The organism is Caulobacter sp. Root655, from assembly GCF_001427665.1.
Classification (GTDB): domain Bacteria; phylum Pseudomonadota; class Alphaproteobacteria; order Caulobacterales; family Caulobacteraceae; genus Caulobacter.
On the sequence record NZ_LMHC01000023.1, the window covers coordinates 145,238 to 158,468 of the forward strand.

The 13,231-nt window shown below is 68.6% G+C and carries 8 protein-coding genes; 4 read left to right on the plus strand and 4 right to left on the minus strand.

Going from position 1 to position 13,231, the window contains the following annotated elements; genetic code table 11:
* Nucleotides 1-23: 23 nt before the first annotated feature.
* From ASD79_RS15595 to ASD79_RS15610, 4 genes are all read right to left on the minus strand, one after another.
* Nucleotides 24-317, minus strand: coding sequence for a hypothetical protein (locus ASD79_RS15595; RefSeq protein WP_056723242.1), 294 nt, complete (start codon nt 315-317; stop codon nt 24-26).
* A 1-nt stretch (nt 318) separates the two neighbouring features.
* On the minus strand, nt 319-1,758 hold the full coding sequence (locus ASD79_RS15600) for a type II and III secretion system protein family protein (RefSeq protein WP_056723244.1): 1,440 nt from the start codon (nt 1,756-1,758) through the stop codon (nt 319-321).
* A 71-nt stretch (nt 1,759-1,829) separates the two neighbouring features.
* Nucleotides 1,830-2,708: a Flp pilus assembly protein CpaB gene (gene cpaB, locus ASD79_RS15605; RefSeq protein WP_056723246.1), complete on the minus strand. Its 879-nt coding sequence runs from the start codon at nt 2,706-2,708 to the stop codon at nt 1,830-1,832.
* A 91-nt stretch (nt 2,709-2,799) separates the two neighbouring features.
* Nucleotides 2,800-2,982, minus strand: a complete 183-nt coding sequence (locus tag ASD79_RS15610) for a hypothetical protein (RefSeq protein ID WP_056723248.1) — start codon at nt 2,980-2,982, stop codon at nt 2,800-2,802.
* Nucleotides 2,983-4,058: 1,076 nt separating this feature from the next.
* Between ASD79_RS15610 and ASD79_RS15615 the strand changes: the two genes are divergently transcribed.
* The 4 genes from ASD79_RS15615 (at nt 4,059) to ASD79_RS15630 (ending at nt 13,209) form a co-directional block, all read left to right on the plus strand.
* The gene (locus ASD79_RS15615; protein WP_056723250.1) at nt 4,059-8,504 is read left to right on the plus strand and encodes a DUF11 domain-containing protein; all 4,446 of its coding nucleotides are present in this window, start codon (nt 4,059-4,061) and stop codon (nt 8,502-8,504) included.
* Entirely contained in the window at nt 8,501-10,291 is a 1,791-nt protein-coding gene (locus tag ASD79_RS15620; RefSeq protein ID WP_056723252.1) for a type I secretion system permease/ATPase, read from the plus strand. The genes ASD79_RS15615 and ASD79_RS15620 overlap by 4 nt, the downstream gene beginning before the upstream one ends.
* Before the next feature lie 4 nt (nt 10,292-10,295).
* Nucleotides 10,296-11,672: an HlyD family type I secretion periplasmic adaptor subunit gene (locus ASD79_RS15625; RefSeq protein WP_082584980.1), complete on the plus strand. Its 1,377-nt coding sequence runs from the start codon at nt 10,296-10,298 to the stop codon at nt 11,670-11,672.
* Between the two features lie 160 nt (nt 11,673-11,832).
* A complete protein-coding gene (locus ASD79_RS15630; RefSeq protein ID WP_056723254.1) occupies nt 11,833-13,209 on the plus strand; it encodes a glycoside hydrolase family 28 protein in 1,377 nt (458 codons plus the stop codon).
* Nucleotides 13,210-13,231 lie beyond the last annotated feature (22 nt).

Genomic DNA, 13,231 nt, shown 5'->3' on the forward strand with positions numbered 1-13,231 from the left:
GAAACGTCGAACGAGAGACATGGTCAGTTGGCGGGGGCCGGGCCCTTCGCCCCTCCCTTGATGTCGACGCTGGAGGTCGAGGCCGAAGCCGGCGCGATGACCTGGTTCTTGCCGTAGCGGGTGGCGGCCAGCGCCGCCCGGGCCCCGTCGCCGCCCGGCTGCAGCACCCGGTCGTAGCGGGCCTCGGGATCGGCGATCTGGGCGGCCAGGTTGGCGCGCACGGCGTTGCCGAAATCGGGGCTGAGGTCGCGGCTGGCGTCGGCGCAACCGGCCAGGGCCAGCAGGGCGGCCAGAGCCGTCAGGGGGCGAACGATCATCCTAGTGGAGCACATAGCCGTAAGGTCCATCGACCCCTCCCTTGGCGTTTCCGGTCAGGAGCACGCGGTCCTCGGGCGACAGGGCGCCCTTGCCCGACTGGGTCCTGCCCAGCAGGAACAGTTCGGTGTCGGAGGGCGGCACGAAGCCGTCGGCGGGCGTCGCCATCCTGCCGCGCGTCGGCCGGACCAGGTGCGGCGTGACCACGATCACCAGCTCGGTCTGGTTGCGCTGATAGCTGGTCGAGCGGAACAGGGTCCCCAGCACGGGCAGGTCGCCCAGCATCGGGAACTGGCGGATCTGGTTCTGGTAGTCGTCGCGGATCAGGCCGGCGATGGTGAAGGACTCGCCGTCCCGGAGCTCGACCGTGGTCTTGGCGCGCCGCACCTTGATGCCGGGGATGCGCAGGCCGTTGCTGACGAACGAGCTGTTGGGGTCGATGCTCGAGACCTCGGGATTGACCACCAGGTTGATCATGCCGTCCTGCAGCACCGTCGGCGTGAAGGCCAGGGCGATGCCGAACTGCTTGAACTCGACGGTGATGGTCGTCAGGCCGCCGCTCTGGTTCTGGGCGACCGGCACGGGAAACTCGCCGCCGGCCAGGAAGTTGGCCGTATCGCCCGACATGGCCGTCAGGTTCGGCTCGGCCAGGGTCTTGACCGCGCCCTTGGTCTCCAGGGCGTCGAACAGCACGTTGAGGTCGACGTCGCCGGCCCGGAGCGGGAACTTCAGCAGGCCGAAGCTGTCGAGCACGCCGCCGATCACCCCGGTGTCGCCGGTGCCGATGACGAACTTGTGGTAGCTGGGCGAGGCCGGATCGGCGGTCGCGACGTTCAGTCGCAAGGCCTTGGCGGTCGCCCGCTCCATCTCGACGATGCGCACCGACAGGGTCACCTGTTGCGAGCCTTGCACCGTCATCAGGTTGACCACCTGCCCGGGGGCGAAGCTCTCGGCCAGGGCGGCGGCGCGGCCGGCGGCGGCGCCGCTGCTGACCGGACCCGACAGCAGGATCGACTGGTTGCTGGCGGCGACCACCAGGCCATCCTCGCCGGGCATGATGTCGTGCAGGCGTTGCCGCAGCGTGTCGACGTCGGCCGAGACGACCACGTTGGCGGCGGCCATCAGGGAGCGGCCGGGACCGTAGACGGTGAGCGTGGTGGTCCCCAGCTTCTTGCCCACCACATAGACCGAACGCGCGGTCAGCGGCAGGACGTCGGCGGTGTCGGGGTTGGCGACCATCAGGTCGGTGTAGGGGCCGGGCAGTTCCAGCACCTGGGCCTTGCCGACCGGCACGGTGACCTCGACCCGGCGGACCGAGGTCTCGGAAACGGCCGCGGCGGGCTGGGCCAGACCTGTCGCGGGAAGCGCGGTCGCCAGGCTGGCGGCGGCGAGCGCGAGACCGCAGGCGACCGCCGGGCGGACCAGCAGGAGTTTTCGGGTCATGGTTGGGCGTCCGGTTGCGCGCGACGTCCGGCCGCGCAGGCAGGGATGGAGCGGGATGGCAGGGGCGGCGGTCACAGCGTCACCTGATAGCCAGTGGTCACCACGCCTCGGGTCACCCGCACTTCGGTGGCGCGGGGCTCGATGCGGGGAGCGGCGACGCGACGCGGGGCAGGAGCGCGAGCACGGACCGGCATGGCTGGCGCCGCGACCCGCGGCGATCCGCCACGCGCCAGGTCGGCCAGGGTCGTCACCTGGCGCTGAAGGGGGGCCTGGTCGGAGATCTGCCGCAGCGACAGCGACACCGCGCCGACGGCCTGGGCCAGGGTGATGACCTGGGCCTGGTCGGGCGTCACCTCGACGGTGATGGCCTTGACCACCACCGGCTTGTCGGCCGCCTGGTTGTCGGACTGGTCCACGCCCACGACACGGACGTTCTCGGCCAGGACCTGGGTGAGGCTGGTTTCCGGCGCGTTGGCGTCCTGGCTGCGGGTCAGCAGGACGTCCACCCGGTCGCCCGGCAGGACGAAGCCACCGACGCCGGCGACGTCGTTGGCGCGCAGCGACACCGCGCGCATGCCCTCGGCGAGGGAGCCGGAAAGATTGGCGCGCCCGCCGGGTCCCGAGACGCGGTCGGGCAGGATGGGCTCGTTGGAGCCGATGTCCTTGAGCACGATGCGCGCGCCGGCCTGGGTCGAGGCGGCCTCCGCGACGGTGCGGAACGCCCCGGGAGGCACGGCGTCGGCGGGATAGCGGGCCACCTTGAGCACCGCGGATTGCAGCTTGAAGCCTCGGGTCAGCGGCTGTGAAGCCACGACCACCGGCACGGAGCCCACGTCGCGAGCGGCGGGCGCGGCGTTGCGCGCCGATCCCAGATAGACCCGGGCGGCCAGAACGGCTCCCAAGCCGAGCACGACCGCGACGGCGAGCGAAACGACGGTTCGCGTTTGCATGCGCACCCCTCCCCAGCTCGGCGACGCGACCTCACGGGTCCGTCGCCTGGGTCGGCGACGCGGCGAGCGGGCCGCGTCGCCGACGGTTCAGTCAGCAGTTGGCGGCGGTCGGATTGGCGACGCAGGTAGCCGCGTCGGTGATCGCCTGGCCGATGTTCGTGCCCAGCAGGACAGCGGCCACCGCGATGGCGCTGCCGATGATCGCCAGGATCAACGCGTACTCGGCCGCCGCGGCGCCCTCTTCTTCGAGAATGAAGTCACGCAGAATATTCATGGACCTATACCTCGCTTATATTGACCCTACCCAAGTTTGGGGAGGCTTTTAAGAAGAGGACACCCCCTTCGGGTCCACATTTAAGGTCTTAATGGATTGTTAAGTAAATAGATATTGGTACGTAATCAATATTATATATATTAAACTCGAATATTTAGTTAGTTCACATCATGTTATGAGGAATGATTATCATGAAGATCGCGCACCCGGCGATTAGTTCAACCGCGAAAGGCTCTAAGGCTTGAAGGCGAACACTAGAGGTTGAGGCGCAACCTCTAGTGTATCCACAGCCATACGGGTCAAATGATGTCGAACAACGGAAGCACGGCGGCGCTTCAAAGCATCGTGACCAAGCTCGACAGGCCCGGCCCTCAGGTCGCGCGGAGCGCGCGCCTCAGGATAAACTCCGGCCGGGGCTAGGTTCAGCCGTCGTGCCGGACGATGACTCGAAACTCTCCGCCCTATGATCTGGGCCCCGGCCTTCGCCGGGGAAACGGAATGGGGTGGGCTCTAGCGCCATGACCCCGGCGATCAGCGCCCGAGGCAACGCCCGCCTCCGCGCCGCCGATGCGTTCGCCGTAAGCCCCAGCCCCAACGCCAGTCGGAACGACCTACGCCCGCGCAAGGCCTTGGCGCACGAACCGCGCACCAAGATCACGCCAACGCCTCAGGATTGAATAACAATAACGTATTAGAAGATTTTTCGAAACATCCGATAGAAATAGTTGTGCGTCGAAACATTCCAATCTGAAGCATCCATACAACTGCCGTATTTGGTTCCTAGTGATTACTTTTACCTAGCTGTCAATACTATTGACACAGCCCGGAACTGGGACGATCGCTAACCACTGTTTCGCTTCGCGTTGGCAAACGCGGACCGAGTGGGCGGCAAACGGTCGTGGACAAGGGAGGCTGCCCCCTCTCTGTCTCCCCGCGTTCACGAGGCCGCGCGCGCCTCCGGCGTCGACGTCGGAGTTCTCCCCAGCACACTCCGGCGTCGACGTCGTGACAGAAGCCACCCTTTGGATCGCGCGGACGAGCGGACTGCACGCGCGCGGAATGTTCAGGAGCCAGTCATGGCCGACATCGACCTCACTTCGCCCGGCAGTACGACGACGATCGACGGCGTCATTATCACCTATGGTGACCCGATAGGCTCGGGCACCGGTCTCTACGACCCGTTCCTAGGGATCAACGACAATGACGGCGACGAAGAAGGCTTCAACACCGATGCGAGCGGTGTCCTCGACACCGACCAAAGCAAGACCAGCAGCCTGACGTTCAACGACATTCCGGTCAAAATCATCGACGGCGTGGAATATTTCGAATTCCGCCTGGACCTGAACCAGACCAACGCCGACACGAATATCTCCCTGACCAGCCTGAAGCTCTATTACTCGTCGGCCGCCGCGACGGGCGCGGACTACATCGCCGCCACCAACGAGCTGGATTCCGACTTCACCAAGGTCTTCGACCTGGACAGCGGCGGCGATACCCGTCTGCTGCTCGACGCGCACTCCTCCGGCAGCGGCAATGACGACTACGTCTTCTTCGTGCCGGTATCGTCCTTCGCGGGGGCCGATTTCGCCACCGACTTCATCACCCTGTACGCCGACTTCGGTTCGCCCGGCACGGACTACGCCGCGAACGACGGCTTCGAGGAGTTCAACACCGAGAAGGTGTCGACCATCAACGGCGTCAAGTTCAACGACACCGACGGCGACGGCGTCAAGGACGCCGGTGAGGCCGGCCTGGCGGGCTGGACCATCTTCATCGACACGGACAAGGACGGCGTGCTCGACGCCGACGAACGCTCGACGGTCACCGACGCCAACGGCGCCTTCCAGTTCGCGGGCGTTGGGACGTCGCTCGAATCCGTCCAAATCGACGAGGTCCTGCAAGCCGGCTGGGTCCAGACGACGGGCGACTTCGAGACGGTCGACGTCTCCAGCGCCGGGAACTACAGCGTCGAGATCGGCAACTTCCTGCCCAACCCGGCCCTGAACATCACCAAGGACGCCAGCGTCCCCGGCGGCACGGCCAATGCGGCGGGCGAAGTGATCAGCTACACGATCAGCGTCGCCAACACCGGCAACGTCGCCCTGACCGGCGTGGTGGTGACCGACCCGTTCGTGTCGAACCTGGCTCCGGTCCTGTCCGGCGGCTTCAACAGCGGTGACATCGATCACGACAGCGTCCTCGACACCACCGAGACCTGGCACTACACGGCGACCCACACCGTCACCCAGGCCGAGATCGACGCCGGCGGCACCATCGATAACACCGCCACGGCCGACAGTGACCAGACCGGTCCCGACACCGACCCGGCTTCGATCCCCGTCGAGCAGAACCCGGCCCTGAACATCACCAAGGACGGCAGCGTCCCCGGCGGCACGGCCGACACGGCCGGCGAGCTGATCAACTACACGATCAGCGTCGCCAACACCGGCAACATGACGCTGAGCGGCGTGACGGTCACCGACCCGTTCGCGGATGTCGGCTCCATCGTGCGCGGGGCTGACGTCTCGGGCGACAACGACGCCCTGCTCGAAGTCGGCGAAACCTGGGGCTATACGGCGGCTCACACCGTCACCCAGGCCGAGATCGACTCCAATGGCGGCGGCGACGGCGCGCTGGAGAACACCGCCACGGCCGACTCCACCCAGACCGGACCGGATACCGACGACGCCAGCGTGCCCGTCGAACAAAGGCCCAGCCTGAACATCACCAAGGACGCCAGCGTCCCGGGCGGCACGGCCGACGCGGCGGGTGAACTGATCAGCTATACGATCACGGTCGCCAACACCGGCAACACCACCCTGACCGGCGTGACCGTCACCGACCCGTTCGCGGATGTCGGCTCGATCGTGCGCGGCGCTGACGTGGTGGGCGATAACGACGCCCTGCTCGAAGTCGGCGAAACCTGGGGCTATACGGCGGCTCACACCGTCACCCAGGCCGAGATCGACTCCAACGGCGGCGGCGACGGCGCCCTGGAGAACACCGCCACGGCGGACTCCGACCAGACCAGCGATGACGACGACGACGCCTCGGTTCCGGTGTCCCGCAATCCGGCCCTGAACATCACCAAGGACGCCAGCGTCCCGGGCGGTACGGCCGACACGGCCGGCGAGCTGATCAGCTACACGATCACCGTCGCCAATACCGGCAACACCACCCTGACCGGCGTGACCGTCACCGACCCGTTCGCGGATGTCGGCTCGATCGTGCGCGGCGCTGACGTCTCCGGCGACAACGACGCCCTGCTCGAAGTCGGCGAAACCTGGGGCTATACGGCGGCCCATACCGTCACCCAGGCCGAACTCGACTCCAACGGCGGCGGCGACGGCATCCTGGAGAACACGGCCACGGCCGACTCCAACGAGACCGGACCTGACACCGACGACGCCAACGTGCCCGTCGATCAGATTCCGGGCCTGAACATCACCAAGGACGCCAGCGTCCCTGGCGGCACGGCCGACACGGCCGGCGAGCTGATCAGCTACACGATCAGCGTCCAGAACACCGGCAACACGACGCTGACCGGCGTGGTGGTGAGCGACCCGTTCGCGGATGTCGGATCGATCGTGCGCGGGGCTGACGTCTCGGGCGACAACGACGCCCTGCTGGAAGTCGGCGAGACCTGGGGTTACACGGCGACCCATACCGTCACCCAGGCCGAGATCGACTCCAATGGCGGCGGCGACGGCCAACTGGAGAACGTCGCGACGGCCTCCTCCGACCAGGTCGAGCCGGACACCGACGACGCCACGGTCCCGGTCGAGCAAAGGCCCAGCCTCAACATCACCAAGGACGCCAGCGTCCCTGGCGGCACGGCCAACGCAGCGGGTGAACTGATCAGCTACACGATCAGCGTCGCCAATACCGGCAACACCACCCTGACCGGGGTGACGGTCACCGACCCGTTCGCGGACGTCGGCTCGATCGTGCGCGGCGCTGACGTGTCGGGCGACAACGACGCCCTGCTGGAAGTCGGCGAAACCTGGGGCTACACGGCGGCCCACACCGTCACCCAGGCCGAGATCGACTCCAACGGCGGCGGCGACGGCGCGCTGGAGAACACCGCCACGGCCGACTCCAACGAGACCGGACCGGACACGGATGACGCCTCCGTCCCGGTCGATCGCAGCCCGGCCCTGAACATCACCAAGGACGCCTCTGTCCCTGGCGGCACGGCCGACGCGGCGGGCGAACTGATCAGCTACACGATCAGCGTCGCCAACACCGGCAACACCACCCTGACCGGGGTGACGGTGACCGACCCGTTCGCGGACGTCGGATCGATCGTCCGCGGCGCCGACGTCTTGGGCGACAACGACGCCCTGCTGGAAGTCGGCGAAACCTGGGGTTACACGGCGGCCCATACCGTCACCCAGGCCGAGCTCGACTCCAACGGCGGCGGCGACGGCCTGTTGCAGAACACGGCCACGGCCGACTCCAACGAGACCGGACCTGACACCGACGACGCCAACGTGCCGGTCGCGCAACGCGCCAGCATCGACATCGAGAAGTACGTGTCGATCGATGGAGGCCAGACCTGGGACGACGCCGACAACCCGCAGGGACCGGTCGCCATCTCGAGCGCGGACATCCAGTTCAAGTTCGTGGTGACCAACACCGGCAACGTGACCCTGACCGACGCCACGGTCACCGACTCGGTGTTCGACCTGAACGGCGCGGATCCGGGCACGGCGATGTCGCTGGGCACGCTCGATGTCGGAGAGACCAACACGTTCTACTACGACGCCTCCTGGACCGTCGGCCAGCATGTCAACGACGCCACCGCCACCGGGACCTATTCCGGCGGCCCGGTGAGCGACCACGACCTGGCCTACTATTTCGGCCTGATCGACTGCGTCGGCGTGCGGACCCCCGGCTTCTGGTCCTCGCCCAACGGCCTGACCTTCTGGGACGGCACGGTCGGCAATGAAACCAAGTCGGGACCGGAATTCGCCGACGGCGAACTGCTGGCCTACAACAACGGCATCAACGACGGACCCGACCCAGGCACGAGCAACAAGGAGGAACGCTACATCCTGCTGGGTGATGACGACGGCGACGGGATCACCGACGCCGGCGAAGACACCCTGAAGATCTCGCTGGATCTGGCGCTGAAGATCATCAACGCCTCCCAGAAGACGCAGCAGGACGCCCGTTGGGTTCTCGGACGCGACGCGGTCGCCGCCTGGCTGAACTTCGAGGCCGGCAACGACGACGGCAGCCCCCTCGACCTCAACAGTCCGGCCCACAAGATGGACCTGGCGATCGACTGGCTGCAGCAGTACGCAGACTCCAACCATGACGGAGTGCTGGACTTCGGCGGCGCGGCCATCAAGCAAAGCAGCGCGGCCTGGCAGGGCTCCGGCGCGGGCCTTCACACCGCGCTCGACGAGTACAACAACTTCGGCACGGTCAATGGCGTGGCCTATGCCTGCGACGCCGACGACCATGTCTTCGTGGACGCCCTGACCCGCTACCATCACGAAGACGTGCTGGCATGACCGGGCGTAGCGCGGAAGGCGGGCGGACGGACCGGGCCCGGCAACGGATCCCGGAGCCGCTCGCCACCGCGCTGCGGACTTGCCGGCGGCATCTCTTGATCGCCGCCGGCTTCAGCGCCCTGGTCAACATCCTGTACCTGGCGCCGACGCTGTACATGTTGCAGATCTACGACAGGGTCCTGCCCACGGGCGGGATCCTGACTCTTGTCTTCCTCACCGTAGCGGTCGTCTTCGCCCTGGCCACCCTGGCCATGCTGGACAGCCTGCGTCAGCGGATTCTCGTCCGGCTCGGCCTGCGGCTCGACCGCCAGCTGGCCGCCGAGGTCCTGACCCGGCTGACCGGTGGGTTGGGCTCGGCCGCCAACCCGCGGCTGCGCCAGGCGATGCGGGAGTTCGACGCCTTCCGCAACATCATCGCCGGTCCGGCCGCCCTGGCCATGCTGGACGCGCCCTGGACGCCGATCTACCTGTTCCTGTGCTTCGTCCTGCACCCGCTGCTGGGCGTGATCTCGGTGCTCGGCGCCCTGGCCCTGCTGATCCTGGCCGTGCTCAACGAGCGCGCCACCCGCAGCAAACTGGAGGCGCTGCACGAAGCCTCCGCCCAGGCCTATGCGGCCCAGGAGGCCATCGCCACCCATGGCGGACTGGTGCGGGCCCTGGGCATGCGCGAGCCGCTGATCGTGCGCCAACTCCTCGAACGCCGCACCGCCGTCGGCCTTCAAGCCGACGCCCAGTTCACCGGCGGGGTCTATTCGGGCCTGATCCGCTTCCTGCGGCTGACCCTGCAATCCCTGGCCCTGGGCACCGGCGCCTGGCTGGCCGTCCGTCACGAGATCTCGGCCGGGGGCGTGATCGCCGCCTCGATCCTGCTCAGCCGCAGCCTGCAGCCGATCGAGCAGATCGTCGGCGCCTGGAAGGGCGTCATCCAGGCCCGCGACGGCTTCCGCACCCTGGTCGACCTGTTCCAGCAAGCGCCGGTCATGACGCCCCGGACCCGCCTGCCCGCCCCCGAAGGCCGCCTCCGGGCCGAGCAGGCCAGTGTGCGGACCCCGGACGGGACCGGCATGATCCTGCGCGGCGTCTCCTTCGACCTGAACCCGGGCGAGATCATCGGCGTCGTCGGCCCCAGCGGGGCCGGCAAGACCACCCTGGCCCGCGTGCTGGTCGGCGCCCTGGCGCCCGACCACGGCTGCGTGCGCATCGACGGCGCCGACCTCGCCGACTGGCAGCAGGAGCGCCTGGCCTCCTATATCGGCTACCTTCCCCAGAACTGCGGCCTGTTCGCGGGGACGGTGAAGGAGAACATCGCCCGCTTCGCCAGCATCCTCGAGAGCGACCCGCGGGAGATCGACGAGCGCACCGTGGCCGCCGCCACCGCCGCCGGGGCGCACGAGATGATCCTGCGCCTGCCGGAAGCCTATGACACGCCGCTCGCAGCCGGCGGCGGCGGGCTTTCCGCCGGCCAGGCCCAGCGCCTGGCCCTGGCTCGCGCCCTGTACGGCGATCCGCGCATCTTCGTTCTCGACGAGCCCAATTCGAACCTCGATTCCGAGGGCGAGACGGCGCTGGAGCACGCCATCGCCGCCCAAAAGGCGCGCGGCGCGGCCCTGGTGGTCATCGCCCACCGCCTCAACATCCTGGGCGTCGCCGACAAGCTGCTGGTGCTGCGCGACGGGGCGGTCGACCTCTACGGTCCGCGCCGCGACGTCCTGCAGGCGCTGGAGGCGCGGGTCGCCAGCCTGCCACGCGCGGCCAACGCCGCGCCCGACCTGCGGGTTACGAGGTAGCACCATGACCGGTTCGCTCATTCACTCGACCCCGGGCGGGATCATCAACATCGACAGCTTCGCGGACGACGGTCCGACGGACGGCACCCGTTGGGAACTGCGCGTCGGCCTGTGCGTGGCGGGCGCGTTCTTCGTCGGCTTCCTCGGCTGGGCGGCGCTCGCGCCGCTGGACGCCGGCGCCTACGCCCCGGGCGTGGTCGTGGTGTCGGGCAGCCGCCAGGCCGTGCAGCACCGCGAGGGCGGCGTCATCTCGGCCCTGCGCGTGCAGGAGGGCGACGTGGTCCGCCAGGGCCAGGTGCTGGTCGAGATCAACGTCCAGGACGTCCGCGCCCTGGAACGAGCCCTGGCCTCGCGGACCTTCGCCGTCGAGGCGCGGCGGGCCCGCCTGATCGCCGAGCGCGACGGCCTGGACGAACCGCCGGCGCCCCTCGCCTTCATCGGCCTGCCGCCCGAGGACCAGATCCTGGCCGACGAGGCCATGGGACTGGAGCGCCGCCAGCTGGCTGCCCGGCGCGGCGCGCGGGCCTCGCAGCACGGCGTGCTCGGCGAACGCGCCAGCCAGCTGAGCGAACAGATCAACGGCTACAACCGCCAGCTGGCCGCCAATCGCGAACAGCAGCGGCTGATCGGCGAAGAGCTTGTGGGCATGAAGAAGCTGGCCGCCCTGGGCTATGCGCCCCTGACCCGGGTGCGGGCGCTGGAGCGCGCCGCCGCCGACCTGACCGGCGCCGACGGGGCCTTCCGCGCCCAGGCGGCCAGCGCCCGCGAGGGCATCGGCGAGACCCGGATGCAGGCCCTGCAGGTCGATCGCCAGCAGATGGACGAGGTGATCGTCGACCTTCGGCAGTCCGAGGTCGAGCTCAACGAGCTCAAGCCCAAGCTGTCGGCCGCCCGCGATCAGCTGTCGCGCGGCATGGTCCGCGCCCCGGCCTCCGGCCAGGTGGTGGGCCTGAAGGTGTTCACGGTCGGCGGCCTGGCCCAGCCGGGCGACACCCTGATGGAGATCGTGCCCAAGCGCGCGCCGCTGGTCATCGAGGCGCGGGTGTCGTCAAACGACGCCGACGACATCCATGTCGGCCAGACCACCGACGTGCGCCTGACCGCCTTCCACGACCGCCACCTGCCGCTGCTGGAGGGCACGGTGACCAAGCTGTCGGCCGACGGCTTCACCGACGAGAAGACCGGCGCCCACTATTTCCGCGCCGAGGTCGCCGTGCCGCCCGAGGAGCTGGCCGCGCTCAAGCAGCCCGGTCGCGAGGCGCCGATGCTGAAGGCCGGCCTGCCGGTCGAGGTGGTGGTGCCGTTGCGCAAGCGGACCGCCCTGCAATACATGATCGAGCCGCTGCAGCAGCGCCTGTTCCGGGCCTTCCGCGAACAATGAACCGGTCCCGCCGGCTCTGGCGACCCTGGATGGAACGTCGCCATGCGCGTTCGGCATGGCCGGCGCCGGCATCGGCATGGGCCTCCGCCGGACCGCTCCCCTAGACTGGCCGCCAGCGGCGCGCGGTCGGCGCGGCAATGGCCTTGGGGGAAATGCACCGATGAAGATCTCGAACACCCGCCGCCTGCTCGCCCTGCTGGCGGGCGCGATGCTGGCGGGCGGCGCGGCGAGCGCCCAGGCCCAGTCGGTCAACCGCTTCCCCGAACGGGTCTGCGACGTGCGCGACCACGGGGCCGGCGGCACGCGGATCTGGTTCGACACCGAGAGCTTCCAGGCCGCCATCGACGCCTGCGCCAAGGCCGGCGGCGGCACGGTGCGGGTGACCCGCGGCGAATATCTGATCGGCCCCATCTGGCTGAAGTCCAACATCCGCCTGGAGGTCCAGAAAGGCGCCGAGGTGTTGGCCGCCACCGACCCTGCCCTGTTCCCGCAGGGGGAACGGGCCGGGCTGATCAACGTCAAGGACGCCGACAACGTCGCCGTGGTCGGCGAGGGCCTGATCGACGGCCAGGGCGCGGTGTGGTGGGAGCGGATCCGGGCGATCTGGCGCGCCAATCCCAACTTCGCCACTGACGGCCAGGCCCGCCAGCAGCAAAAGGACGACCGTCCCCGCCTGATCCTGGTGTCGCACAGCACCAACGTCCGGTTCGAGGGCGTGCGGATCGAGAACTCGCCGTCATTCCACCTGGTGCTCAACGACGCCGACCACGTGACCATCGACCGCGTGCGCATCACCGCCCCGGCCCACGCCCCCAACACCGACGCCATCGACCCGATCGACAGCCGCTACGTGGTGATCACCAACAACGTCATCAGCGTCGGCGACGACATCGTGGCCATCAAGTCCAACGGCCCCGACCCCCGCCATCCCGACGCCGTGTCGTCCGATATCCTGATCGCGGGCAACACCATCCTGGCCGGACGGGGCATCTGCATCGGCAGCGGCGCCAGCGGCGGTGTCGCCCGCGTGCGGGTCGAGAACAACAGCTTCGACGGCTCGATGTACGGCCTGCGCATCAAGACCATGCGCGGCAAGGGCGGCAAGATCCGCGACGTGGTGTTCAAGAACAACCGCATGAAGGACGTCGAGACCCCGCTGGTGTTCACCAGCTACTACGAGTACCGGCCGCTGGACCTGAAGGCGGCGACGGCGCTGTTGCAGCCGGGCGGCTTCCTGCTGGGCAACCAGATCTGGCCCGGCCCGACCGATCCCGCCCAGCCGATCGTCGCCGACAGGACGCCGGACATGGCGGGCATCGTCGTCGACGGCCTGACAGCCACCGGCGCCGACCGGGCCGGCATCGTCGTGGGCCTGCCCGAACGGCCGATCGCCGGCCTGACCCTGCGCAACGTCCGCATCGAGGCCAAGCGCGGCCTGCTGGTCCGCAACGCGGCGGTCTCGACGTCGAAGGCGGTGATCACGGTGGCGGACGGGACGCCGTACAGGCTGGAGGTCGGCGCGACCGTGGCGCGCTAGCGCCGCGGGTCGAAAGCGCGGC

What these genes read in the sequence shown, in the direction of transcription:
- ASD79_RS15610 (WP_056723248.1), bottom strand. Translation starts at nt 2,982, where the DNA reads ATGAATATTCTGCGTGACTTCATTCTCGAAGAAGAGGGCGCCGCGGCG.
- ASD79_RS15625 (WP_082584980.1), top strand. Translation starts at nt 10,296, where the DNA reads ATGACCGGTTCGCTCATTCACTCGACCCCGGGCGGGATCATCAACATC.
- ASD79_RS15595 (WP_056723242.1), bottom strand. Translation starts at nt 317, where the DNA reads ATGATCGTTCGCCCCCTGACGGCTCTGGCCGCCCTGCTGGCCCTGGCC.
- ASD79_RS15600 (WP_056723244.1), bottom strand. Translation starts at nt 1,758, where the DNA reads ATGACCCGAAAACTCCTGCTGGTCCGCCCGGCGGTCGCCTGCGGTCTC.
- ASD79_RS15615 (WP_056723250.1), top strand. Translation starts at nt 4,059, where the DNA reads ATGGCCGACATCGACCTCACTTCGCCCGGCAGTACGACGACGATCGAC.
- ASD79_RS15630 (WP_056723254.1), top strand. Translation starts at nt 11,833, where the DNA reads ATGAAGATCTCGAACACCCGCCGCCTGCTCGCCCTGCTGGCGGGCGCG.
- ASD79_RS15620 (WP_056723252.1), top strand. Translation starts at nt 8,501, where the DNA reads ATGACCGGGCGTAGCGCGGAAGGCGGGCGGACGGACCGGGCCCGGCAA.
- cpaB (WP_056723246.1), bottom strand. Translation starts at nt 2,708, where the DNA reads ATGCAAACGCGAACCGTCGTTTCGCTCGCCGTCGCGGTCGTGCTCGGC.